At 41.8% G+C, this 24,030-nt stretch carries 25 protein-coding genes; 1 reads left to right on the top strand and 24 read right to left on the bottom strand.

Annotated elements, in window-relative coordinates; all coding sequences use genetic code 11:
* Nucleotide 1: 1 nt before the first annotated feature.
* From ACFQZ9_RS13025 to ACFQZ9_RS13045, 5 genes are all read right to left on the bottom strand, one after another.
* Nucleotides 2-1,465 (bottom strand): NADH-quinone oxidoreductase subunit C, encoded by a 1,464-nt coding sequence (locus ACFQZ9_RS13025; protein WP_498944129.1) that lies wholly within the window; start codon nt 1,463-1,465, stop codon nt 2-4.
* A 3-nt stretch (nt 1,466-1,468) separates the two neighbouring features.
* Nucleotides 1,469-1,981 (bottom strand): NuoB/complex I 20 kDa subunit family protein, encoded by a 513-nt coding sequence (locus ACFQZ9_RS13030; protein ID WP_498944130.1) that lies wholly within the window; start codon nt 1,979-1,981, stop codon nt 1,469-1,471.
* Entirely contained in the window at nt 1,972-2,346 is a 375-nt protein-coding gene (locus ACFQZ9_RS13035) for an NADH-quinone oxidoreductase subunit A (RefSeq protein ID WP_198310873.1), read from the bottom strand. The genes ACFQZ9_RS13030 and ACFQZ9_RS13035 overlap by 10 nt, the downstream gene beginning before the upstream one ends.
* Before the next feature lie 466 nt (nt 2,347-2,812).
* Complete coding sequence (locus ACFQZ9_RS13040; protein ID WP_498944131.1) at nt 2,813-3,529, bottom strand: GntR family transcriptional regulator; 717 nt, start codon at nt 3,527-3,529, stop codon at nt 2,813-2,815.
* Between the two features lie 72 nt (nt 3,530-3,601).
* A complete protein-coding gene (locus tag ACFQZ9_RS13045; RefSeq protein WP_498944132.1) occupies nt 3,602-4,432 on the bottom strand; it encodes a sugar phosphate isomerase/epimerase family protein in 831 nt (276 codons plus the stop codon).
* A 206-nt stretch (nt 4,433-4,638) separates the two neighbouring features.
* Here ACFQZ9_RS13045 and ACFQZ9_RS13050 point away from each other — a divergent pair, with 206 nt between their 5' ends.
* Complete coding sequence (locus tag ACFQZ9_RS13050) at nt 4,639-5,625, top strand: SIS domain-containing protein (RefSeq protein ID WP_133332937.1); 987 nt, start codon at nt 4,639-4,641, stop codon at nt 5,623-5,625.
* A 208-nt stretch (nt 5,626-5,833) separates the two neighbouring features.
* Here ACFQZ9_RS13050 and ACFQZ9_RS13055 read toward each other — a convergent pair whose 3' ends face one another.
* From ACFQZ9_RS13055 to ACFQZ9_RS13145, 19 genes are all read right to left on the bottom strand, one after another.
* On the bottom strand, nt 5,834-6,691 hold the full coding sequence (locus ACFQZ9_RS13055; RefSeq protein WP_498944272.1) for a PfkB family carbohydrate kinase: 858 nt from the start codon (nt 6,689-6,691) through the stop codon (nt 5,834-5,836).
* Between the two features lie 45 nt (nt 6,692-6,736).
* On the bottom strand, nt 6,737-7,750 hold the full coding sequence (locus ACFQZ9_RS13060; RefSeq protein WP_498944133.1) for an SIS domain-containing protein: 1,014 nt from the start codon (nt 7,748-7,750) through the stop codon (nt 6,737-6,739).
* 83 nt (nt 7,751-7,833) lie between these two features.
* Nucleotides 7,834-8,718, bottom strand: a complete 885-nt coding sequence (locus ACFQZ9_RS13065) for a carbohydrate ABC transporter permease (RefSeq protein ID WP_498944273.1) — start codon at nt 8,716-8,718, stop codon at nt 7,834-7,836.
* A 38-nt stretch (nt 8,719-8,756) separates the two neighbouring features.
* Complete coding sequence (locus ACFQZ9_RS13070) at nt 8,757-9,632, bottom strand: carbohydrate ABC transporter permease (protein WP_026572688.1); 876 nt, start codon at nt 9,630-9,632, stop codon at nt 8,757-8,759.
* A gap of 96 nt (nt 9,633-9,728) precedes the next feature.
* Entirely contained in the window at nt 9,729-11,006 is a 1,278-nt protein-coding gene (locus ACFQZ9_RS13075; RefSeq protein ID WP_498944134.1) for an ABC transporter substrate-binding protein, read from the bottom strand.
* Between the two features lie 399 nt (nt 11,007-11,405).
* Nucleotides 11,406-11,813, bottom strand: a complete 408-nt coding sequence (locus ACFQZ9_RS13080) for a F0F1 ATP synthase subunit epsilon (RefSeq protein ID WP_026572686.1) — start codon at nt 11,811-11,813, stop codon at nt 11,406-11,408.
* A gap of 21 nt (nt 11,814-11,834) precedes the next feature.
* Nucleotides 11,835-13,235 carry a F0F1 ATP synthase subunit beta gene (gene atpD, locus ACFQZ9_RS13085; RefSeq protein ID WP_198310880.1) on the bottom strand — a complete coding sequence of 467 codons (1,401 nt, stop codon included), beginning with the start codon at nt 13,233-13,235 and terminating at the stop codon, nt 11,835-11,837.
* A 173-nt stretch (nt 13,236-13,408) separates the two neighbouring features.
* Nucleotides 13,409-14,266 carry an ATP synthase F1 subunit gamma gene (gene atpG / locus ACFQZ9_RS13090; protein WP_498944135.1) on the bottom strand — a complete coding sequence of 286 codons (858 nt, stop codon included), beginning with the start codon at nt 14,264-14,266 and terminating at the stop codon, nt 13,409-13,411.
* Between the two features lie 48 nt (nt 14,267-14,314).
* Complete coding sequence (gene atpA, locus ACFQZ9_RS13095) at nt 14,315-15,823, bottom strand: F0F1 ATP synthase subunit alpha (RefSeq protein ID WP_198310882.1); 1,509 nt, start codon at nt 15,821-15,823, stop codon at nt 14,315-14,317.
* A 24-nt stretch (nt 15,824-15,847) separates the two neighbouring features.
* Complete coding sequence (locus tag ACFQZ9_RS13100; protein WP_498944136.1) at nt 15,848-16,384, bottom strand: FoF1 ATP synthase subunit delta; 537 nt, start codon at nt 16,382-16,384, stop codon at nt 15,848-15,850.
* The gene (locus ACFQZ9_RS13105; protein ID WP_198310884.1) at nt 16,381-16,911 is read right to left on the bottom strand and encodes a F0F1 ATP synthase subunit B; all 531 of its coding nucleotides are present in this window, start codon (nt 16,909-16,911) and stop codon (nt 16,381-16,383) included. The genes ACFQZ9_RS13100 and ACFQZ9_RS13105 overlap by 4 nt, the downstream gene beginning before the upstream one ends.
* Before the next feature lie 123 nt (nt 16,912-17,034).
* On the bottom strand, nt 17,035-17,247 hold the full coding sequence (gene atpE / locus ACFQZ9_RS13110; RefSeq protein ID WP_026572680.1) for a F0F1 ATP synthase subunit C: 213 nt from the start codon (nt 17,245-17,247) through the stop codon (nt 17,035-17,037).
* A gap of 51 nt (nt 17,248-17,298) precedes the next feature.
* A complete protein-coding gene (gene atpB / locus ACFQZ9_RS13115; protein ID WP_498944137.1) occupies nt 17,299-18,012 on the bottom strand; it encodes a FoF1 ATP synthase subunit A in 714 nt (237 codons plus the stop codon).
* A gap of 23 nt (nt 18,013-18,035) precedes the next feature.
* Nucleotides 18,036-18,410 (bottom strand): ATP synthase subunit I, encoded by a 375-nt coding sequence (locus ACFQZ9_RS13120; RefSeq protein WP_198310886.1) that lies wholly within the window; start codon nt 18,408-18,410, stop codon nt 18,036-18,038.
* Nucleotides 18,411-18,412: 2 nt separating this feature from the next.
* On the bottom strand, nt 18,413-18,637 hold the full coding sequence (locus tag ACFQZ9_RS13125) for an AtpZ/AtpI family protein (RefSeq protein WP_198311046.1): 225 nt from the start codon (nt 18,635-18,637) through the stop codon (nt 18,413-18,415).
* Between the two features lie 355 nt (nt 18,638-18,992).
* Nucleotides 18,993-21,194, bottom strand: coding sequence for a S8 family serine peptidase (locus ACFQZ9_RS13130; protein ID WP_498944138.1), 2,202 nt, complete (start codon nt 21,192-21,194; stop codon nt 18,993-18,995).
* Nucleotides 21,195-21,340: 146 nt separating this feature from the next.
* Nucleotides 21,341-21,970, bottom strand: a complete 630-nt coding sequence (gene upp / locus ACFQZ9_RS13135; protein WP_198310888.1) for a uracil phosphoribosyltransferase — start codon at nt 21,968-21,970, stop codon at nt 21,341-21,343.
* A 118-nt stretch (nt 21,971-22,088) separates the two neighbouring features.
* A complete protein-coding gene (gene glyA / locus ACFQZ9_RS13140) occupies nt 22,089-23,330 on the bottom strand; it encodes a serine hydroxymethyltransferase (RefSeq protein WP_498944139.1) in 1,242 nt (413 codons plus the stop codon).
* Nucleotides 23,331-23,459: 129 nt separating this feature from the next.
* Nucleotides 23,460-24,026: a TIGR01440 family protein gene (locus tag ACFQZ9_RS13145; protein ID WP_498944140.1), complete on the bottom strand. Its 567-nt coding sequence runs from the start codon at nt 24,024-24,026 to the stop codon at nt 23,460-23,462.
* Nucleotides 24,027-24,030 lie beyond the last annotated feature (4 nt).

The following is a 24,030-nucleotide window of genomic DNA, read 5'->3' on the forward strand; positions in this document are numbered from 1 at the left end:
GTTACACCTCGACATCATAAGGCTCATAATCTTTTCTTAGTGGATAGCCAACCCAATCTTCTCCGAGCAAAATCCGACGTAAATCCGGATGTCCTGTAAACTTAATTCCAAGCAAATCATAAGCTTCACATTCTGCCCATTCCGCACCGGCCCAAATTGGCGTGACGGACTCGATGGTTGGTTCATCCCGGTCAATTTTCACTTTGACAGCGACGGATTGACGGTTTTTGTATGAGTAAAGATGAGCATAAACTTCCATATGTGTTTGAAAATCGGTTCCATGGATCTCGGATAAATAATCGAATCCTAACAGTTCATTGTATTTTAAAAATTGTGCAAGCTTATAGTAGGATTCACGTTTTACCACGAGGGTTGGAACGTCTTTGGACAGTTTATTAATATAAGAATCTTCTAAAACCTCAGCGCCCAGATTTTCCTCAATCACTTTTCGGTATTTATCCAGGAATGGCTGATTTGGTGACGCAGTTTCCTCGACTGCCGGTGCTGGTGCATCGCCTGCTTTGCCGGCTGCTTTCGCCTTGGCTGCTGCTGCCGCGGCGGCCTTTGCCTTCGCCGCTGCGATGGCTTTCGCCTTTTCGTCATCGCCACCTGCTGTTGCACCGCCCGCTTTCGCTGCGGCTGCTGCTTTGGCTTTGGCTGCTGCGGCGGCCTTCGCTTTTGCGGCTGCAACTGCTTTCGCTTTTTCATCATCGCCGCCTGCAGGAGCTTCTCCTCCACCGGCTAACTCAGCTGCCTTACGTTTCGCGGCTGCCGCTGCTTTTGCCTTGGCCACTGCTGCGGCTTTTTTCTTCGCTAGATCGTCGTCGCCCCCTGCTTCGGCTGCTGGTTCATCCGCGGTTCCTTCTCGTTGCTTTTTCGCTAATGCAGCTGCTTTTGCCTTCGCGGCTGCCGCTGCTTTTTTCTTCGCTAGATCATCATCGCCGCCCGACGCTTCGACTGCTGGTGCTTCTGCCGGTTCGTCCGCGATTCCTTCTCGTTGCTTTTTCGCTAATGCTGCAGCTTTTGCTTTTGCTGCTGCTGCTGCTTTTTTCTTCGCTAGATCATCGCCATCTGCTGAGGCTTCCGCTGCTGGTGCAACCGTTTCCTCAACAATGCCTTCTCGTTGCTTTTTGGCGAGTGCGGCTGCCTTGGCTTTCGCTGCTGCCGCTGCTTTTTTCTTTGCTAGATCATCAGCGTCGCCCGCCGCTTCCGCTGCTGGAGCTTCTGCTGGGTCGTCTTCGATTCCTTCACGTTGCTTTTTAGCTAGTGCAGCTGCCTTGGCTTTCGCTGCTGCTGCAGCTTTTTTAATTGCAAGATCATCAGCGTCGCCTGCTGGGGTTGACGTGGCTTCAGGCTTCGGTGCGTTTTCTCCGGCTTCCTTCGCCTGGCGTCTCGCTAGTGCAGCTGCCTTCGCCTTTTCAGCGGCTTCTCGCTTTAATTGTTCGAGATCCTTCTCCCCGCTCATGGATTACATCACCTTCTTCCCAGTCTTCGCTTCGTAACGAATCTTTTCCTTTAACTTATTGATTCCATATATTAAAGCGGCCGGGTTTGGAGGGCATCCCGGGATATAAACATCTACAGGGACTACTTGGTCCACACCTTTAACAACGGAATATGATTTTACATATGGTCCGCCCGCTGTTGCACACGATCCCATCGCAATTACCCATTTCGGTTCCGGCATTTGATCATATAAACGGCGAAGAATTGGTGCCATTTTTTTCGTCACAGTCCCTGACACAATCATACAGTCCGACTGTCTCGGTGACGTCCGGAAGAATGATCCGAAACGGTCCAAGTCATAGTGGGAGGAACCTACAGCCATCATTTCAATCGCACAACAAGCCAGACCAAATGTCAGCGGGTAGATCGAATTGCTTCGCGCCCACGCCTTCACCTGCTCTAGTGTTGTCATAAATACATTCCTCTGTAACTCTTCCATTTCCTGAGGCGATACGTTGTCTAGTTTCAGGTCCATTTTAACACCTTCTTCTTCCAAGCATAGGCTAGGCCAATTAACAGCATGACAACGAAAATTAACATTTCGATCAATGCAAAAACGCCTAGTTTATCATAGGCAACAGCCCATGGATATAAAAACACAGTCTCTACATCAAAAATAACAAACATTAGGGCAAAAATATAATAGCGGACATTGAACTGTACACGGGAATCGTGAAATGGCTCAACACCGCTCTCATATGTGGTATTCTTCGCATCACTTGGTGCATGAGGACGCAAAAGCTTACCTAAATATAATGCTACCGCAGGCAGCAATACCCCGAGACATAGAAACACAAAAACAATCAGATAATTATTCTGATATACATTTAGAAGTTCCATGTCTATCCCCTCCAATGTTGAAAATTTTCTTACTAGTGAATATTTGTAACCGAATACATTATAGCATTGAAAGATACCTGTGTCGACAAGCCTCCGCCTTTAAATTGGAAATATAAAGAAGGTCATTTTTATTCTAATAAAACCCCTGGAAACCCTGATATATCAAGCTAATATATTCCGATTATTCGACAACAACCCCTATTTAACTACAAAACCACCAGATTGTATGTGAGATTTGTCATTAATTGTTCATCTTCTTCATTTAAAAACTAGACTTGTTATCATTTTCACTACTACAATCATATTCTTGTACGGTGATTTCATGCTTGGAATAGTGAAATGAGTAGAAAGGGGTGTAGGATACTTGAACCCCCGTTATTTTCTGGTCCCTTCACATTCCCCGCTTCAAAAACAAAAAGCCCCTCAAAAAAGTGGGGCTCCGTCTGCACAAGGGTAATCGCTTTCATTACTTCAAGTTGTATTTATAACTATCACCCAAAATATACTGTTTTCCAATATGCACAGGTCTGTCGTTTTCATCATAGACCGTTGTTTCCATGTAAAAAAGAGGTTCTCCGCTCGATGTATGAAGTAAATTGACTTCTTCCTCAGTGGCACGAACAATCTCCAATGTTAACTCTCCCGCACGATCTGGTTTTACATTCAGTTTTTCTTCCAATATCTTGTAGACAGAGTCGTCCAAGTTTTCATTTAATAATGAATGAAAATCTTTATATGAAAAGTAGTTATTTTCAATCATAATCGGTGATTCATCCGCATATCTTACTCTCTGAATGAATAACAATGCATCTCCCTCATCGAGTTGAAGTCTTTCTTGATCCTTGGCTGTTGGTTGAATAATTTCCTTTTTAAAGACTTTACTGCTGGCTTTCATACCATTTGCTTTACAAGCTTCCGTAAAGCTTAAAAAATGAACGATTTTTCTTTCAATTTTCCTTTTGTTTACAAATGTACCTTTCCCCTGCTTTTTAACTAAATAGCCTTCTTCTACTAAATCGAGGATTGCCTTTCTTACCGTAATCCTGCTAATCTTATACTCTTCGCTCAATTCTAATTCAGTGGGAATTTGATCTCCGAACTTTAATTGCCCATTTAAAATCGAACTGCGGATGGATTCCTTTAATTGGATGTATAAAGGAATTTGATTATCTTGTTTTAACATTTGTTTCACCTGCCTTCATTACGTCATTCTGTCTATATTCAAGTATATAGAATTTCATTCACCCTATCAATTTCAAAAAAAATCGGAAAAAACATTCAATGTCCTTTCAATTGCAGCATCCGGATTTTGCACATATTGATAAGAAGTATATTCTAATGTTAGAGAGCCCTTGTAGCCAATTTCATTCAATTGTTCGATGTATTTCTGTAGAGGAAGGACCCCATCACCCCAGACAAGATGGCCTTCAGGTTTTCCATCAATAAAATGAATATGAACTAAATCTTCCTTTAATAAGCTAAAATAATCACGGAAATCTTCGTTCGCCAGTGCCATTGGAATACTATCAATCATTCCTTTAAGATAAGGGCTGTTCACTTCATCTAACATGGCTTTAAGTGTCTTCGCATTGTAAATTAAATTTGACTCCACTCTTGTTAATGGTTCAAACGCAAGGATTAAGTCTAAATTAGCGGCAACCGCTGTTAATCGTTCCAATGAATCTCTTGTTCTTTTCCATGCTTCATTGCAGTCCTCATTTTCATAGCCCCAGCCTGGAGTAACTAACAGCATGGGCGCATCCAATTCTTTCGCGGCTTGGGCTGATTTAATAAAGTATTGGATACTTTTTTCCCGGATTCGATCCTCTTTTGCTGCAAGATTGATTGGATATACACACTGCTCTGGTGTAAAGCAGACAACCGATAAACCTCTTCTATCAATCTCTTTCTTTACTTGTCTAATGTCTTGGATACTCATATCATCCACATAAAAATGCGGAGAGGCACCCCATATTTCAATATTTTTAAACCCGTATCGAACCATTGCATCTAAAAAGTATTCGAAAGAATAGTGTTTATAATGGAAGTTCATCCCTGTAACTTGGTCCCGCTTGATTTTTGCCATGTACCCCACCCCCTCCTTTTTCAGCTCATTTATCAAAATCAACATAACATTATATTATGTTATAAGTCAATGTAATATTAATTTCTTCAGGTTTCAAAAAATTAAATGTTCAAAAAACATTGACAATTAATCTTTTGGCACTTAATATAATGTTATATAATGTATTATTATATTCAATACAAAAGATTTTAAGGGAGGAAACATGAATGGTAAATTCACAAGTAGTTGTCGATCAGCAAGTTCAAAATGTTTTAGATGCTTTGAAAGGACGTACCATCAACCACGTATATTTTGTTGCATGTGGAGGTTCTTCTGCCATTATGTATCCAAATAAGTACATATTGGACCGTGAAGCAAAAGATCTTACTTCTGATGTTTACAGTTCGAATGAATTCATTCATCGCAACCCTAGAAAACTTGGAGAAAATTCACTCGTTGTATTATGCTCTATGTCAGGTACAACTCCTGAAACGGTTAAAGCAGCAGAATTTGCCCGTCAAAAAGGAGCATTAACAGTTGGATTTACAAACCAGCCAACCTCACCTCTTGCACAAGAAAGTGAATTTGTTGTGAAATATGAGTGGGGCGCTGAATCCGTTGCTTTTAATACAAACTTAGGTTTACTTTATCAATTAACATTCGGCGTTTTAAACGTATTAGAAGGAAATGATAAGTTTGACAAAATGGTCAACAGCTTATCCAATCTCCAATCTGTGTTTGAGAAAGCCGCTAAGCAATATGAAGGCAAAGCACTACAATTTGGCCAGGAATACAAGGATGAAAAAGTGATCTATACAATGGCAAGTGGAGCAAACTACGGAATTGCTTATTCTTACGCCATTTGTATTCTAATGGAAATGCAATGGATCCACTCCAATGCCGTTCACTCTGGTGAGTACTTCCACGGTCCGTTCGAGATTATTGATAAAGACGTACCATTCATTATCTTGCTTGGCTTAGATGAAACACGCCCACTAGATGAAAGAGCATTAGATTTCTCGAAAAAATACGGTGAAAAACTAGTTGTATTAGATGCTAAAGATCTTGATTTAACTGGTGTTGACGAAGAGTTAAGGGGCTATATCGCACCGCTTGTATTAAATCATGTTCTTCGTAAATATGCTGAACAATTAGCAGAGGCGCGCAATCATCCACTATCACAAAGAAGATATATGTGGAAAGTTGAATATTAATAGGAAGAATTAGCTCCTCGAGTTTGGACTCGAGGAGCTTTTTTCATTTAGATTGTTGTTTATACCTACGTTCAAGCTACTGAAAGTCATCTTAACAGCGGGTTTTAATAGTTTATTAGCAAATCCAGTGTTTTATTTGCGAATTTATTATTAAAGCAACAAAGAGCCAAAAAAATAACCTGCTCTTCAACAGAACAGGTTCATCTTATTAACGGCCAATAACAATCTTACTCTCCCGCTTCTTTCCATGACCAAAGGCGCCAAAGCGCTGGCACGTTTCAGCTGCAGCTGCGGAACCTTTATCCATTGCAACCTGGGCATTCCCATGTGCGACATATTCTTTTAAAAAGATCGCTACAAACGTATCCCCAGCTCCAAGTGTATCCACTACATCGGTCTCGACAATTCCCTGTTCATAAACCTGATGGGAATCCGAGAACAATGATCCTTCAGAACCTCTAGTAACGACAACATTTGGTGTACCTGCCTTGTGTACCCTCGTAATTAACGCATTGCATTCCTCTTTGCTTAAATCTCCACCAGAGAAAATTGCATATTTCACATATGGACAAACCTGTTCTAAATAGTCATCATCATATTTTGTTGAAAAATCAAACGAAATATCGATGTATTTTTGCAATAATGGCAACTCTTTCTCCAAATGACTAAAAACGCTTGTATGCAGCAGCGAAAAGGTTTGAATATATTCTAGTTCCTCATCGGTAAGATTCAATTTTAGCTGCTGTTGGACTCCGCCTTTATTGGAGCCGACAAACTTCCGATCCCCATGCTCATCGAGCGTGACTACCGCTTCACCTGACGGACCAATCGCTCTTCTTACCCTTGAAACATTGAGATTTTCCAACTTTAACGAGTTAACAATATGATCGCCTTCTTCATCATTGCCGACAATCCCAATATAGGAAACCTCATCAACACCATAACGTTTCCAAAAGACCGCCACATTTACAGCATTCCCGCCTGGAAACATCTCACCAAGGTCATCATAAAAATCTACTACATTATCTCCTACTGCTATCAATCTCATAATTGAAACCTCCCATATGGTGAATAAGAGAAAGATACCTCTTGTATCTTTCTCTAAATCTTTTTAATAAGCCACTGTACGATAATATCTTCTAATCTCTAAAGAATGATTGCGTTTATCTTCTAAATGGACACTCAGTCTTTGGAGAAGCGTCGATGTAACGATTGGTGATAAATATTTGCGGAACTCTTCATTAATTCCTTCTAGCTCAAACGCCTTTGTATCGATTACGGTCAATTTCTTTGTATACTTCTCAGCAAAAGCCTCAACACGGTCCATCAACGGGCGTGATTCATCTTCACCCTTAAGTAAAAGAACGCTCGTGTCTTCTTCCACTAGCTCCAAGGTGCCATGGAAGAATTCTGCTGCATGAATCGATTTTGTTTTAATCCATTGCATTTCTTCCAATACACACATCGCATAGGAGTAAGCACGTCCCCAGGTATTTCCGGAACCAACTACCATATGATAGGGCTCATCCTTATAAGCGACAGCAAAAGCTTCCGCCTTGTCTTCAAACTGTTCTTTTGCCTCGATTAATCGTTCTGGAAGGGCTTCCAACTGCGCTGCAAACTCCTCATAACGAGGGAAATCTCCATTTTTATTCATTAATTTAAAAATGAGTAAATAGAGAACTAGTTGATTCCCATCGCTGGCAAAGTCATTTTCTGCAAAATTAACGATTGGAAAATCAACTGTGTCAGCAAGCGGTTTATTGTACTCACCTGTCAATCCAATTGTTGTTGCGCCTTTTTCTTTACAATATTTCGCTGCTGCTACTGTCTCCTGTGTTGTACCTGATAGAGAAGATAGAATGACAAGCGATTGTTCACTTAGTTGTTTATGATTCTGTAGGACAACTTCTGCTGCGATTTCGGCATAGGCTGGAATCGTGGATGTTGAATTAATCATAAATTCAAATGGATAAAAGGTCGCAACAGCACCGCCTGATCCAATTAAGAAAATATTTTTAAACCCCTTCTCATAAACCTTGTCCACTACCTTTTCAATTTCTTCGCGCAGCCCTACTGCACCGCCGGTTACCTTCAAATACTTCTCTCTACTAAAGTTTAACAATCTCACTCACTCCTTATTAATATGTTATAAAACGTTATATACAAGATAATAATAGTGGGGCACGGATTGTCCCCAGTCTCTTATTATCCTTTTACACTTCCCTCGGCCAAGCCTCTGACAAAATACTTCTGCATCATCAGGAAGATGGCAATCAATGGAATGGCAGAAATAACCAGTCCAGCTAGTAAGACTCCCCAGTTTGTATTTAATGCATCTTTGAAAACTAATAAACCGGAAGTAATCGGCTTTACCTCTTCTGTTTGAATGAAAAGCATTGAGAATAAAAACTCATTCCATGAATAATAAGCAGTTAAAATGACACCCGTAAACATTATCGGTTTGCTCATTGGCAGAAATATTCTCACAAAAACATCTAAACTCGTAGCCCCGTCGAGATAAGCTGATTCTTCCAATTCTTTCGGAATCCCGAGGAAAAATGAACGAATCAACAGAACCGTTAATGGAATTCGATAGGCTGTAAAAGTTAAAATCAGCGCCCAATACGTATCAAAAATCCCCATCTTTTGAATTAATTCATAGAGTGGAATTAAACCGCTTTGCGGGGAAAACATCAGACCTGCTGACACAAATAGGAGCAGGAACTTCCCCCCCTTTATTTGGAAACGGGTCAAGCCGTATGCACAAAACGAGCTAATCAAAACCGTTAAAATACATGTACCAATCGTAATGATCAAGCTATTAACGAAGTAGCTTGAAACCCCTTGTTCCCACGCAGCACTATAATTTGAAAACAGCCATTCTTTTGGAAGCCCCCAAGTGTCGTTATAAATTTCTGTTGTATTTTTAAAGGAATTGACAACCATCCAAAAGATTGGATAGGCAATCGCAACAAAGTAAAGAAGCAGAAATAGAAAGATGATCCCAACGACGATGGAGAAGCCTTGTTTATGTTTTTTTGCTTTCGTGCTGATTTTCGCAGACTTTACGATCGTTGCATTCGGACTCACCGCCCCTGAATCTCCCTGTGATTCAATCGGTTTCATTTTTACTCCTCCCCTGTTTTTACGAACTTATTTTGTAGAAAATAGAAGATTAATGTGATACCCAAAATTACGTTTGCTATAGCAGAGGCAAATCCCGGTTGATTGTCAATAAACGCCTTTTGGTATAGATAGGTACTAAAGACTTGTGAAGAGTTATTTGGACCGCCAGCCGTTAATACGTATACTTCACTAAACACTAAGAATGAACCTGTTACGGTATAGATTAATAGCACAAAGGTCATTTCTTTTACCTGTGGAACTGTAATGCTAAAAAATGTGCGGATTTTTCCTGCCCCATCGATGGTAGCTGCTTCATATAATTCCCCTGGGACTTTTTGGACGGCCAACACATACAACATAACGGTGTAGCCAAGGCTTTGCCATTGGGAAACACCAATAACAGCGAAAATCGATGTTTTCGGATCCCCAAGCCAGCCTCTTGCCCATTCACCCAAGCCAATTGCTTTAAGAAAACCATTTAGTAACCCAACCTCTGGATTATAGATGAAACTAAAGAGGATCCCAATTACGGTCATGGAAATAAGAACAGGAATAAAAAAAGTTGTTCGAAAGAATGTGGAAAATCTTCTGAAGATCTTGTCTTCTAATATTGCTGCAATCACTAATCCAAGACCAACTTGAATAATAACGGAGATAAAGGCGTAAAATAGATTGTTTTTAAGTACTGTAAAAAAGACGGGATCTTTAAAGAGGTGTGCATAATTTTGTAGTGCGACAAATTTTCGATCTAAAGTAAATGGGTTCCATTCATAAAAGCCATTTATTACATTTCGAACTAATGGATAATAAACAAATAATGCAAGCATAAGAATGGCCGGTGCTATGTATAAAACTGGGACAACTCGTGACTTGTGCATTCTATACCCCTCCCATCAATATCTATTAAAATATGTCGGTTTAAGAGGAACAAGGACTCCGCTAAACCGACATTTTAATAGATTTCATGTCTCCCTTTATTGATTTACTTGTTTCGCTGCATCCTGAACATTCTTCATGACTTGTTCTGGTGTCATGCTGCCACCAAGCATAGCTTGTACTCCATCACCATATGGCTTAAATACTCTGCTGTCTAATGCGCTGTCAGTCCAAATGGCCATATTCTTTGCGCTCTTGATTAAATCCATTGCTTCGACTTCATGATCTGTTGCGCTATTCGCATTCACCGCACCATCCACGGTACTTGCTAAACCTGTATCCTTGATTAATTTCTCTCCATTAACTTTAGAAGTCATAAACTCCAAGAACTCCATTGCTTCTTTCGGATGTTTCGATTTACTATGAACCATAAATCCTTCAGGTGCACCAATTAAGCCTTCTTGGTCACCTTTCGCTCCTGAAATGGTCGGTACTTTAAAGGTTCCCCATTTAAATGTAGCGTCTTTCATAAAGGTAATTTCCAATGATTCAAGGAATGTTACCGCTGCTTTGCCGCCAAGGAATAGGTTTCTTGCTTCGTCATGGGCAATCGCATTTGGATTATCATTCATATACGTTTTTAATTCATTTAATTTCTTTAATGCTTCTACATATCCAGGGTCTGTAAACTGAGCCCCTTTATAGCTTAAATCTTTATCTAAAACTTCCTTCGGTACTAGTCTCTGATTCAATGCTGTTACATAGTGAGCAGCAGCCCAAGGTGATTTATTCCCTAAAATAAGTGGTGTCGTTCCGCTCTTTTTAATGACAGCAAGGTCCTGAATAAATTCATCCCATGTCGTTGGTGCCTTTAAATTTAGCTTGTCAAACAAGTCTTTGTTGTAGAAGAATAACTTACTGTCAGTAAATAGTGGAACACCGTAGACTTTATCATCCTTTTTAAAGAAATTTACTTGTGAACCAATTAATTTACCTGACCAATCTTTGTTCTCGTCATAGTATTTCGAGAGATCTAATGCTACACCATCCCGGATAAACTTTTGACCATATTCTCCTGCCCAAGTAAAGAAAACATCCGGCGGATTTTGACTTCCAAGAAGAACATTTGCTTTTTGCTTATAATCATCATTTAATGCGGTTACTTCTTTAATTTGAATGTTAGGGTGCTGCTTTTCAAAATCTGCAATCACACTCTTAAAGTAAGACTTGTATGGCTCATTTGGCCAACGGTAAAAAAATGTAATGGTTGTCTTTCCGTTTGCTGAATTTGAACTCGTGCTTTTCGAGGAACATCCGGCTAAAAATATGGACATTACCAAAAGGATACCAACTGCTAGATTAAGCCAACGTTTCATATACAAGATCCCCCTAATTAGTTTATAAACTATCAAATTACCAGATTAACCGCTTACAAATTCAAAATATGTCTCCTAAGTCTCATTACACCCCACTGTCTCAGCGATTTTCCTATCACTTAATGTATTATAATATAATATTACATTCTATAACGTTTCACGTCAATATCAAAATAGATGAAACTTTCAAACTATTTATAGTAAATGTAAAAAGAGCCATTACTTCCAGCTCTTCTCATTAGAAAACGGTATATCAAAATAATTCTTTACTATCTATAAATACCACAAAATCAACAAATTTAATAGTAATAATATTATCTTTTTTCAAAATACTCTCTACACCAGATAGAGTAACAAAAAACCCCTCCAAAAAGGAGGGGTTCTTATCTAAAAACTTGATTATCTTTTATCCGATACGGCGAGGCGGTTGATGGCACGTTGAAGAGCTAGTTCAGCACGTTTGAAATCGATATGTTCCTGCTGTGCTTGTTGAAGACGCTGTTCAGCGCGTTCCTTCGCCCTTAGGGCACGATCAACATCAATATCAGCTGCATTTTCCGCTGCTTGAGCTAAAATCGTCACTTGATCCGGACGAACTTCTAAAAATCCGCCGCTCACTGCGATCTGCTCTTGTTTACCGCCGCCTAACTTCAGACGAACAGCACCAATTTCAAGCGGGGCAACCAAGGGAATGTGGCCAGGCAAAATACCGAGTTCGCCACTTTTAGCTTTTGTACTAACCATTTCCACATCTGATTCATACACCGGGCCATCGGGAGTAACAACATTGACTTTAATCGTCTTCATTTTTTACCCTCCTGGCTGGAATTAGACCTCTACGCCCATGCGTTTAGCAGATTCAACCACTTCTTCGATGCGGCCGACAAGACGGAATGCATCTTCTGGAAGGTGGTCATATTTACCGTCAAGGATTTCTTTGAATCCTTTAACTGTTTCTTTAACCGGCACATAAGATCCAGGCTGGCCAGTGAACTGCTCAGCAACGTGGAAGTTTTGTGATAAGAAGAACTGAACACGACGAGCACGAGCTACGACTAACTTATCATCATCAGAAAGTTCGTCCATACCCAAGATCGCGATGATATCCTGTAATTCACGGTAACGCTGTAAGGTTTGCTGTACTTGACGAGCAACATTGTAGTGCTCTTCGCCAACGATTTCAGGTGACAATGCACGAGAAGTCGATGCAAGTGGGTCCACCGCAGGGTAGATACCCATCTCAGAAAGTTTACGCTCAAGGTTTGTTGTAGCATCTAAGTGAGCGAAAGTAGTAGCCGGAGCCGGGTCAGTGTAGTCATCGGCTGGTACGTAAATCGCTTGGATCGATGTAACAGAACCTTTTGTTGTTGAAGTAATACGTTCTTGTAATTTACCCATTTCAGTAGCAAGTGTCGGCTGGTAACCAACGGCAGATGGCATACGGCCTAATAGCGCGGAAACCTCAGAACCTGCTTGTGTGAAACGGAAGATGTTATCGATGAACAATAACACGTCTTGGCCTTGCTCATCACGGAAATATTCAGCCATTGTCAAACCAGTCAAGGCAACACGCATACGTGCACCTGGAGGCTCGTTCATTTGTCCGAATACCATCGCAGTTTGCTTAATAACGCCGGAATCCGTCATTTCATGGAAAAGGTCGTTCCCTTCACGAGTACGCTCCCCTACACCAGCGAATACGGAAATACCGCTGTGCTCTTGTGCGATGTTATTGATCAATTCCTGGATTAATACGGTTTTACCTACACCGGCACCACCGAACAGACCGATCTTACCACCCTTAATATATGGAGCAAGAAGGTCAACTACCTTAATACCAGTCTCAAGAATTTCAACCTCAGTTGAAAGATTTTCATAGGTCGGTGCTTCACGGTGAATCGGATCACGGCGAGCGCCTGCAGGAATTTCATCCTTAAGGTCAATTACTTCCCCTAATACGTTAAATACACGGCCAAGAGTTGGTTCCCCAACCGGTACAGAAATCGGTGCACCTGAATCCAATACTTCCAAACCACGAGTTAACCCGTCAGTAGAAGCCATTGCAATCGTACGAACTGTATCATCACCTAAATGAAGGGCTACTTCAAGGGTTAGGTTGACTGATTCAGAACTAATTTTCAATGCGTTATAGATCTCAGGCAATTGGGCGTTATCAAACTTAACGTCAACAACCGGACCCATAATCTGAACAATGCGTCCCTTGTTCATCATTTTCCCTCCTTACTTACTTTTTTGATTCAAAACCTCTTTTTTAAAAAGGAACTTATTGAATCACACCGAACTTTGATTTCGGCCTGAAACCTGTTCACAGCATTGAATCACGATCCATAAACGGAAACAAGTCACAGACACGAAATAAAGTTCATTTTTCAAAAAACGGTCTATTCTAATGCCGCCGCACCGCCGACAATTTCGGTAATTTCTTGGGTAATCGCTGCCTGGCGGGCACGGTTATACATAAGTGTATAGTTACGAATTAGTTCTTTTGCATTATCAGTTGCATTTTTCATTGCCGTCATCCGGGCAGCATGCTCACTGGCTTTGCTGTCTAGCAGCGCGCCATAGATTAAGCTCTCGGCATATTGCGGCAGGAGAACTTCGAGAATTTCTTCAGCAGACGGTTCGAATTCATATGAAATCAGTTTGCCTGTCGGTTTAATTTCAGCAAGCGGCAACAGTTTTTTCTCGGTTACTTCTTGCGAAATTGCGCTCATATAATGATTGTAATATAGATAAATTTCATCAAATGTACCATCAGCAAACATGCCTACTGTGCTCGATGCAATGTCTTTAATGTCCGCAAATGAAGGCTGGTCTGAAATACCAATGATTTCAAGTGCTACATTGATGCCGCGTTTCACGAAGAAGTCACGGGCAACACGACCGATGGCAATAATCGCAAATTCATCATTGGACTTATGATTTTGTTGGATCGTTTGGTTTACACGTCTTAAGACGTTACTGTTAAACGCACCCGCAAGACCACGGTCAGATGACATAACGATATAGCCTGTCTTCTTAACAGGACGTGCCTGCAGCATTGGGTGGTTTACCCCTTTACTGCCAAGTGCAATCGCTGCGGTTACCTCTTGAATTTTTTCCATATAAGGGACGAATGATTTTGCATTCATCACCCCGCGGTTCCATTTCGCAGCAGAAGTCATTTCCATTGCTTTGGTAATTTGACTCGTCTTTTTCGTTGAATTAATACGAGTTTTTATATCGCGTAATGATGCCATTTTAAGTTCTCACCACCCTCACTAAAAGTGTTCAATGTTAGCCATAAATTACTCGGAAACTGCAAACGTCTTTTTGAAGGCGTTAATTGCAGATGCCCAATCGTCATCAGAAGGAAGATCCTTCGTTTTGGTAATATGGTCTAACAACTCTTTGCGGTTGTGGTCTAACCATGTTAAGAATTCAGCTTCGAAACGGCGGATATCCTGTAATGGAATATCATCAAGGAAGCCGCGTGTTAATGCATATAGAATCGCTACTTGCTTTTCAACTGATAGCGGCTTGTTCAAGTCTTGTTTAAGTACCTCAACGGTACGTGCACCACGATTTAGCTTCGCTTGGGTCGCTTTATCAAGGTCAGAACCGAATTGAGCAAATGCTTCTAGCTCACGGTATGAAGCAAGGTCAAGACGCAGTGTACCTGCAACCTTCTTCATCGCTTTGATCTGAGCGGATCCACCTACACGAGATACGGAAAGACCTGCGTTAATCGCTGGGCGAACACCGGAGAAGAAAAGGTCAGATTGTAAGAAAATTTGTCCATCTGTGATGGAGATAACGTTTGTTGGAATATAAGCAGAAACGTCACCTGCTTGTGTTTCGATAAATGGTAATGCAGTGATTGAACCCGCGCCAAGGCTGTCGTTCAATTTCGCTGCACGTTCTAATAAACGGCTGTGCAAGTAGAATACATCCCCTGGATATGCTTCACGACCTGGAGGACGGCGAAGTAGCAAGGAAAGCTCACGGTATGCAGATGCTTGCTTTGTTAAGTCATCATACACGATTAATACGTGCTTACCGCTGAACATAAATTCTTCACCCATTGAAACGCCTGCATATGGTGCCAAGAATAGCATTGGTGCTGGTTGTGATGCAGATGCAGACACAACGATTGTGTAATCTAATGCGCCATTTTTACGAAGGGTCTCAACCGCACCACGTACTGTTGATTCCTTTTGTCCAATGGCAACATAGATACAGATCATGTTTTGACCTTTTTGGTTCAAGATTGTATCGATGGCAACAGATGTTTTACCTGTTTGACGGTCTCCGATGATTAACTCACGCTGACCGCGGCCGATTGGCACAAGTGCGTCAATCGCTTTAATACCTGTTTGTAATGGCTCATGAACCGATTTACGCGCCATAACGCCCGTTGCTACTTGCTCAATAGGGCGAGTTTTTGTTGTATTGATTGGACCCATACCATCAATTGGTTGTCCTAATGAGTTTACTACACGTCCGATTAACTCTTCACCAACCGGAACCTCCATGATGCGGCCTGTACGGCGTACCTCGTCACCTTCACGGATATCAGTGAAAGGTCCAAGGATAATAATACCGACGTTATTTTCTTCAAGGTTTTGTGCCATACCCATAACGCCGTTTGAAAATTCAACTAGTTCTCCAGCCATAACGTTGTCAAGACCGTGAACACGAGCGATACCGTCACCAACGGTGATAACCGTACCAACATCTGTTACTTGAATTTCCGCCTGATAGTTTTCAATTTGCTTTTTTATCAGGGCACTGATTTCTTCAGCTTTGATGCTCATGAGTTTCACCCCTATCTACAAATCTTAGCTTAACAATTTACGTTGCAAACGATCGAGCTTGCCGCGCAAGCTGCCGTCATATATACGATTTCCGATGCGGACCTTCACGCCACCCAGCAATTCGGAATCCACAATATTTTCAATTCTGAGAGACTGCTTGCCAACTTTTGCTGCAAAAGTAGCCGAGATCGCCTCACGCTCAGCATCTGAAAGCGGGCGTACACTGGAAACTTCAGCTTCAGCAACACCGGATGCTTCATATGCAAGCTCAATAAACTGGTTGACCACTTCAACAATTTCACCTTCACGGTGACGGTCCATTAAAATCATTAATGTATTTACAACAAATCCATTAATGTTCGCAAAAGCCTGTTTTAAAATGGCTTTTTTGTTTTCCTTTGAAAGTTTTAAAGAGCTGAGAACAGCCTTTAAATCCTTATTCGTTTGGATTACTTCTTTTACTACACGAAGATCTTCTTCTACAGCGCTAAGAATCTGTTGTTCTTTAGCAATTTGAAAAAGTGCCGACGCATAGCGTTTTGCTACGATGGAGTTACTCATCGGCGTTCTCCTGCCTCTTTAATATATTCGTTGATGAGTTGATCCTGATCTTGGGTATTCAACTCTTTCTCAATAACCTTAGAGGCGATTAATACAGACAAGGAAGCAACTTGTTCGCGAATTGCGGCCATTGCTTTTTCCTTTTGCTGATCAATTTCAAGCTTCGCAGCTTCTTTCACGCGTTCAGCTTCTGTACGGGCAATCGCAATGATTTCCTCACGCTGAACATCGCCTTGCTTTTTCGCACTTTCTATTAAGCTTTGAGCTTCTGTACGTGCTTCTTTTAAAAGGTTTCTCTGCTCTTCTAAAAGCTTTTGGGCTTCAACACGGCTTCCTTCAGCCGCATTAATTTCACCTGCAATATGGTCTTCACGCTGTTTCATGATGCCCATTAATGGACCCCACGCGAATTTCTTCAGTAACGCTAACAAAATTAAGAAAACAACTAGTTGGAAAATACTATCTCCACCATTGAAATGGCCTGCGCTTTCTGCAGCACCTAAAACAAATAGATTGCCTGATAACACCACGGGTTCACTCCCTTCAAGAGTCGTTCGCTACTCGAAAAAGTATGTTCTCTATTGCACAAACATAAATGGCGAAGGTGTCTCTTCTTCCTCTCCGCCACTTGGGATTTTTCTCTCTACTAATTAACGTCCTAAAACCATGAACGCGATAACAACGCCGATGATCGGTAATGCTTCAACTAACGCAACCCCGATAAACATTGTTGTTTGTAATAAACCACGAGCTTCTGGTTGACGAGCGATACCTTCAACTGTACGTCCAACGATTAAACCGTTACCAATACCTGCGCCTACTGCTGCCAAACCAATTGCAATTGCTGCTGCTATAAGATTCATTATAATGTTCCTCCTTAAAAATGTATGAATAATTTAGTGTTTAAAAATATATTAATGGTCGTGACTCACTTTGTGAGACAAGTAAACCATTGTTAACATGGTAAAAATGTATGCCTGGATCGTTCCGACGAATACGGAGAAACCTTGCCAAACAAGGGTTAATGGTACGGCTGCTATCATACCAGCTACTCCGGTCCAAGCCAATCCTCCCGCTAAAAGCGAAAGAAGTAATTCACCTGCGTATATGTTCCCATAAAGACGCAGACCAAGCGTTAATGTGTTCGCGAATTCTTCAATAATTTTCAATGGGAACAAGAATCCCATTGGGCTGAAGAATCCCTTTCCATATCCAGCTGCACCTTTTAGCTTTACACCATAATAATGGGAAAGCGCTACTACCATTACCGCAAGCGATAAGGTTACAGCAGGATCGGCTGTTGGTGATTTCCACCAAAGCTTGCCATCAATAGAGATTGAAAATGGAAGACCTAGCATATTTGATACAAAGATATACAAAATTAAGGTAAGTCCAAGGATGTGGAATCTTCCGCCTTCCTTCCAATCCATCGTACTGTTGATGATTCCTTTGACGAAGTCCATCACCCATTCAAAGAAGTTTTGCATGCCTGTCGGCTTCATCGCAAGCTTCCGGGTAGATAGAACAGCAATGATAAAAACAATGAGACTCGCTACAAGAATCATCAGATCATTCGCCAAGTTAAAGGTTAGTCCCCCCAATGTTACTAAAGGAGCTTCATGATGCATCTATGTTCACCTCACTTCCCTTATCATTTATGAAAATGCAATGCATGATAAAAATAATCTATCATAATGACAATATAGGATGTCATTAGTCCCATAACCACACTGACTACATGAAAGTAATTGGGCCATCTCATGGCAATAATCACTGCAATCGCGGCCGTCGCCATTCTTTGCAGCGAACCAAGCGATTTCATTTTTTTACCCTTATCAAAGGCCTTGTCGAACTTCTCTGTTTTCTTGGTTAACAACCAGATATTCAGAAAACTAAAGCATGTCCCAAGAATTAATCCTAAAAATACAGTTTTGTAGGAGGTAAACCCCCATCCAAGCACGAATATAGATAACAAGTACAAATTCCATTTTCGCTGCCTGTTGAATATCTCTCTAAAATCCGGCATAATCATTTATCTCCCGAGAAAAAATGGCGAATCGAAACAAGCATGGCATAGGTTCCCGATGCTAATCCGATTAACAATCCGATAATTAAGAAAATTGGCTCGGTACCCCACTGATGGTCCAACCATCTTCCTGCAAAAATACCAATGAGAATGGAACCTACTAACTGGGAGACAATTGCGGACATTAAAGCCATAGCTTGAAATGGATTGCGGTTGTTTTTACGCATCATTATCGCATCCTCACTATAAGAGAATGTGAACCGGGCTTTATGGCAAATGATCAAGGTAATTAACACTTTCTTGAATGTGAAAACCTTATCATTTACACCCTTTGTAAGCATACAATAGGCAATATGTAAAGTCAATGAGTTTCCACGAAATATTCACTTGCAATTTTCAGCTTTTCACGATATATTAGGATACTAAAAATTATCAGAAAATTTAATATTTACCCATACTCTTGCCCCCGGAAGTTTTATTGAAAAAACTTGCTTAGGAGGGCAGATACCCTCCTCATTAAAGGAGTACACGATAAGGTAATACGAACCGGTTTCAAAAAGGTTTCACTTTCTTTTTAAAAATTTACTGTTTCCCTTTTTCAATTTTTACCATCGTTTCAATGAAATCCTCTTTCCCGGCTTTTTTCGCATATACCTTTGCAAGATACACCCCGTCCTCTGGAAGATTCTCATTTTCAATTTTCTTTTGAATCAATCCTTTTTTGACATTTTCAATTGAATCTAAAAAGCCGACAAAACGATAATCACCGGGATCGAATAAGGCGATGCCGAACTCCTCTGCTCCACCCGGAAGGTAGACCTCATACAGATATTGCCCTGGAGCATCCCCTTCCCCAAAGGAAAATCCCATTACTCTCGGGTAATTTGGTTCTTCGAGGACATAGATATATGGAATATGGATGAGGGTAGATCCTGCCTGAAGCTTGATGTTGCCATCATGGATTTTCTTTTTAAAACTTTGCGGGTCGACCCTAAGTTCAATCGCAACCTCCTTTGTTTCCTTTGATGCTAATGTAAACGAAAGCGGAACTTTCCACGATAGTCCATCTGTTCGCTCCGGAATGTCAAAGGAATATCTTTTTGTCGCATTGCTTGTGTTTTCAACGTATAAAAGGATTTTATGAACATCCCTCTGTTCTGTAAATTTCCCAAAGTGAATCGAGCTCGGCGTCACAAGCGATTCCGCTTTTACCGCCTCGGGCACTTGAATTCTCCCTGCTCCCTGCTCGTAGGTTCGATACGGAGTGTTTGCATTTTTAAACAATGGCTTGGCGGTATTCATCAAGGCCGCTTTTATTTGCTGTGGTGTCCAGTCCGGGTGTGCCTGCTTGATTAAGGCACAGGCGCCGGCGACATGCGGTGCTGCCATGCTTGTTCCCTGTAATGAAAGATAGCCGCCGGGTACGGTCGAATTAATCGCAACCCCGGGAGCCACAATATCTGGTTTTACCTCCCATGTTCCAGTTACTGGACCACGAGAACTAAACTCTGCCATCCGGTCCTTTTCTTCGTTCTGGACAATCCGCATTGTGGTGGAGTCTTTTTTTAAAAGCTGTTCACCGTCACGCTTCGAGATGGATCCGACTGGTAACGGCACCAGTGATTCTAAGTTCCCTATAAAGTTCCCGCTCATATTATTGTAGATGAGTACAGCCTTAGCCCCTGCCTTTTGGGCATTTTTTGCTTTTTCTGTAAAGGTTAAGCGGCCGCGCTTAATGAGAACAATTTTGCCCGCAACATTTTTCAGATCTTCCTTTCGGCCAATCCCACCGTCGACGATTGTATACGAGCGGTCCAACTCCCATTTTTCCGAGCCTTCCATTGGCTGAATTCGAATTTTATTCCGCGTTCCTTCTATTAATAAGTACGGTATTTTCATGGTGGGTGTCGAGGCCCCGACGGAGATTGCTTTTGATGCCGTTCCGGGTGAACCGACAGTCCAAATATTCGGACCGGCATTGCCATTTGCGGCCACCGCGACAATGCCTTTGTCGACGGCGCGGTTGAGCGCAAGGCTAATCGGCAGGTCCGGACCGTTGACATCATTTCCAAGGGAAAGATTCATGATATCGACTTTATCCTTAATGGCTTGATCGATCGCAGCAATGACTTGCTCAGTTGTTCCGCCGCCGCCCGGGCCGAGTGCCCGGTACGCAATAATCTTCGCATCCGGTGCAACACCGCGGATTTTCCCATTGGCGGCGATGATCCCCGCAACATGGGTTCCGTGAATGGTCGCTTTGCCAATAGCACGGGTTTCCATCGGATCCTTGTCGTTATCAACAAGGTCGTGTCCGCCGCCATAGTTGCGCCGAAGGTCAGGATGTGTATAATCCACGCCGGTATCGATGACTGCGACAGTGATCCCTTTGCCAGTGAGGCGTTGATTTTTCGATGAAAATAATCCACGTACCTCTTCACCGCCAATGATTTTGACGCTCTCCTCCGTCTGAGCCTGGTAGCTGGTTACGGGAGACACGTTTAGTATTTTGACGTTTTCTGAGAGTTTTGTGATGGCCGCGCGGCTGCCCTCAATGGAAAATCCCGTGATTGCTTCCGTAAAAACACGGCGCAGTTTGATGCCTTTGTATGATGTGAGAAACTGTTTGATTTGTTCTGTAGTTTGTGGTTGTTTTGTAACGACGATGGCGACGGTTTGCTGATTGGGGATTGGCGGTGTGATCAGTTTCCGTGTTTGGGATTGGATTGGTGTGGGTATGGTGATGGATGCGATTAGGATGATGGTTAGAATAAGTTTCTTCATTTTGCTGATTTCCCCTTTTTTCATAGGGTCTTCTTTGGATAGGGGAAATATGCAGGGAGTTTTTTTGTGGAACCTCAAATTTTATGTTCCATTACCCTATCTAAAAAAAGAGACCTTTTTCAAAAAAAGATCTCTTCTAACTTAACTTATTTCGTCCCAAACAACCGGTCCCCGGCATCGCCTAGTCCTGGTACGATGTAGCCGTGGTCATTGAGCTTTTCATCTAACGCTGCGATATAGATATCAACATCTGGATGAGCCGTTTTCACCGCTTCGACTCCTTCTGGTGCCGCAATCAAGCACATAAACTTGATATTTTTCGCGCCGCGCTTCTTCAAAGAGTTGATCGCTTCATTTGCTGAGCCGCCCGTTGCCAGCATTGGATCCACAACGATGAAATCACGTTCTTCCACATCACTTGGAAGTTTTGCATAGTATTCAACTGGTTTCAGAGTTTCCGGATCACGGTATAGACCGATATGGCCTACCTTCGCTGCTGGAATTAATTTTAAAATCCCATCAACCATTCCAATCCCTGCACGCAGAATCGGAACTAGACCGATTTTCTTCCCGGAAAGAACTTTAGATTGGGCCGGACAAACCGGTGTTTCAATCGTAATATCTTCAAGCGGCATATCCCTCGTGATCTCAAAAGCCATAAGTGTCGCCACTTCGTCTACCAATTCCCTGAACTCTTTCGTTCCTGTGTTTTTATCACGTATGTATGTAAGCTTATGCTGAATGAGTGGGTGGTCGAAGACGTAAACCTTTGCCACAAAAATCGCCCCTTTATTAAAATTTAACTTTAAACACTTCGTCTAATTTTACAGAAAAACCTTCAATAGAGCAAATAAAAATCGGCCCTTTTTTTAAAAAGGCCGATCTACAAAAATCTTAATATTCAGGATATAAAACAAACTTGCTTGTTAAAGCTTCAACGCGTTTGCTAGCTTCTTCAAGCTTCGCTTTGTCTTCGTGGTTTTTCAAAGTAAACGCAATAATCGATGCAATTTCATCCATATCCTCTAAACCGAAGCCGCGGCTTGTAACAGCTGCAGTACCAATGCGGACACCGCTTGTTACAAATGGGCTGTTTTGATCGTAAGGAATTGTATTTTTGTTAACGGTAATTCCCACTTCATCAAGGACATGCTCAGCCACTTTACCAGTTAAGCCAAGAGTCGTTACATCCACTAATAATAAGTGGTTGTCCGTTCCGCCGGAAACAAGCTTTAAGCCTTCATTTTGCAGACCTTCAGCAAGACGTTTTGCGTTTGCAATAATGTTTCCTGCATACTCTTTAAAGCTGTCCTGCAATGCTTCACCAAAAGCAACCGCTTTTGCAGCGATGACATGCATTAATGGACCGCCTTGAATTCCAGGGAAAATTGACTTATCAATCTTTTTCGCAAACTCTTCACGGCAAAGAATCATTCCGCCGCGTGGGCCTCTTAAGGTTTTATGCGTAGTAGTCGTAACAAAATCTGCATATGGAACTGGATTTTGATGAAGACCTGCTGCAACAAGACCTGCAATATGAGCCATATCAACCATTAAATAGGCGCCCACTTCATCAGCAATCTCACGGAATTTTTTAAAGTCAATTTCGCGAGGATACGCGCTGGCACCCGCAACAATTAGCTTTGGCTTATGTTGGCGAGCTTTTTCTAAAACATCTTCGTAATTAATGCGGTGTGTTTCTTCATCTACACCGTACTCAACGAAATTATATTGAACACCACTGAAGTTTACCGGACTTCCGTGTGTTAAGTGACCGCCGTGTGAAAGGTTCATCCCTAGAACTGTATCGCCTTGCTCTAGAATTGTAAAGTAAACAGCCATATTTGCTTGCGCACCGGAGTGTGGCTGTACGTTCACATGCTCAGCACCGAAAATTGCTTTCGCACGGTCACGCGCTAAATCTTCCACGATATCAACATATTCGCAGCCGCCGTAATAGCGTTTTGCCGGATATCCTTCTGCATATTTATTAGTTAAAACAGACCCCTGTGCTTCCATAACTGCTTCGCTTACAAAGTTTTCTGACGCAATTAATTCAATCTTCGCGCGCTGACGTCCTAATTCCTGTTGAATTGCCTGAAATACTTGCTCGTCCTGCTGTGATAAGTGCTTCATAAAGATCCCCCTTATTTGTTGAAATCCGCTATCAGTTTAAAAATCAACCTCATTTTAACACAGTTTTTTGATTATCGAAAAAGAAAGAATATTTTAATTTTTGGAATTGCTTTCATGAAAAAATGCTTGTTAGCTACAGCTCAAATTCTCACTTTTGCGCTCGTATACAGCTCTTTCCCCGCCAATCAGTTTTGGCCGTGTCCGTGCAAGCGTTACGTGGGCATGGCCCACCATTTTTTGCTTCACGCGTACGGGTACAGCGACATGTTTTAAATGCATGCCGATAAAAGTTTGGCCGATATCAATTCCCGCATCTGCCTTGATAAATTCCACGACGACTGCATCCGTCATTTTTTCAAAAGCGTACGTTGCCATCGCCCCGCCTGCTTTTCGTACGGGAACAACTGAAACCTCGTCCAATTTCCGTTCGTCCGCTGTTGCCCTTTCGATCACCAATGCACGGTTTAAATGCTCGCAGCATTGGAAGGCCAAACGAATTCCAGTTTGCTCCTGAAATTGTTTTAGCTGGCGAAAAATCATTTCCGCGACTTCTAACGTACCGGATGTGCCGATTTTTTCGCCCATGACTTCGCTTGTACTGCAGCCGACCACCAAAAGCTGACCCGGTTTTAGATCGGCCTGGTCGTTAAACTCTGATAGTATCGTTTCCAATTCCTGTTCTAACTGCTTTATCATGATT

It is taken from the genome of Neobacillus sp. GCM10027624 (genome assembly GCF_042675345.1).
Classification (GTDB): Bacteria; Bacillota; Bacilli; order Bacillales; family Cytobacillaceae; genus Neobacillus; species Neobacillus cucumis_D.

Excerpts from the sequence above, each read along its gene's own strand:
- ACFQZ9_RS13125 (WP_198311046.1), bottom strand. The coding sequence starts at position 18,637 with ATGCGTAAAAACAACCGCAATCCATTTCAAGCTATGGCTTTAATGTCC.
- ACFQZ9_RS13120 (WP_198310886.1), bottom strand. The coding sequence starts at position 18,410 with ATGCCGGATTTTAGAGAGATATTCAACAGGCAGCGAAAATGGAATTTG.
- ACFQZ9_RS13030 (WP_498944130.1), bottom strand. The coding sequence starts at position 1,981 with ATGGACCTGAAACTAGACAACGTATCGCCTCAGGAAATGGAAGAGTTA.
- atpE (WP_026572680.1), bottom strand. The coding sequence starts at position 17,247 with ATGAATCTTATAGCAGCAGCAATTGCAATTGGTTTGGCAGCAGTAGGC.
- ACFQZ9_RS13045 (WP_498944132.1), bottom strand. The coding sequence starts at position 4,432 with ATGGCAAAAATCAAGCGGGACCAAGTTACAGGGATGAACTTCCATTAT.
- atpA (WP_198310882.1), bottom strand. The coding sequence starts at position 15,823 with ATGAGCATCAAAGCTGAAGAAATCAGTGCCCTGATAAAAAAGCAAATT.
- ACFQZ9_RS13100 (WP_498944136.1), bottom strand. The coding sequence starts at position 16,384 with ATGAGTAACTCCATCGTAGCAAAACGCTATGCGTCGGCACTTTTTCAA.
- glyA (WP_498944139.1), bottom strand. The coding sequence starts at position 23,330 with ATGAAGCACTTATCACAGCAGGACGAGCAAGTATTTCAGGCAATTCAA.
- ACFQZ9_RS13025 (WP_498944129.1), bottom strand. The coding sequence starts at position 1,465 with ATGAGCGGGGAGAAGGATCTCGAACAATTAAAGCGAGAAGCCGCTGAA.
- atpG (WP_498944135.1), bottom strand. The coding sequence starts at position 14,266 with ATGGCATCATTACGCGATATAAAAACTCGTATTAATTCAACGAAAAAG.
- atpD (WP_198310880.1), bottom strand. The coding sequence starts at position 13,235 with ATGAACAAGGGACGCATTGTTCAGATTATGGGTCCGGTTGTTGACGTT.
- ACFQZ9_RS13145 (WP_498944140.1), bottom strand. The coding sequence starts at position 24,026 with ATGATAAAGCAGTTAGAACAGGAATTGGAAACGATACTATCAGAGTTT.
- ACFQZ9_RS13035 (WP_198310873.1), bottom strand. The coding sequence starts at position 2,346 with ATGGAACTTCTAAATGTATATCAGAATAATTATCTGATTGTTTTTGTG.
- ACFQZ9_RS13070 (WP_026572688.1), bottom strand. The coding sequence starts at position 9,632 with ATGCACAAGTCACGAGTTGTCCCAGTTTTATACATAGCACCGGCCATT.
- atpB (WP_498944137.1), bottom strand. The coding sequence starts at position 18,012 with ATGCATCATGAAGCTCCTTTAGTAACATTGGGGGGACTAACCTTTAAC.
- ACFQZ9_RS13050 (WP_133332937.1), top strand. The coding sequence starts at position 4,639 with ATGGTAAATTCACAAGTAGTTGTCGATCAGCAAGTTCAAAATGTTTTA.
- ACFQZ9_RS13130 (WP_498944138.1), bottom strand. The coding sequence starts at position 21,194 with ATGAAGAAACTTATTCTAACCATCATCCTAATCGCATCCATCACCATA.
- ACFQZ9_RS13040 (WP_498944131.1), bottom strand. The coding sequence starts at position 3,529 with ATGTTAAAACAAGATAATCAAATTCCTTTATACATCCAATTAAAGGAA.
- ACFQZ9_RS13080 (WP_026572686.1), bottom strand. The coding sequence starts at position 11,813 with ATGAAGACGATTAAAGTCAATGTTGTTACTCCCGATGGCCCGGTGTAT.
- ACFQZ9_RS13075 (WP_498944134.1), bottom strand. The coding sequence starts at position 11,006 with ATGAAACGTTGGCTTAATCTAGCAGTTGGTATCCTTTTGGTAATGTCC.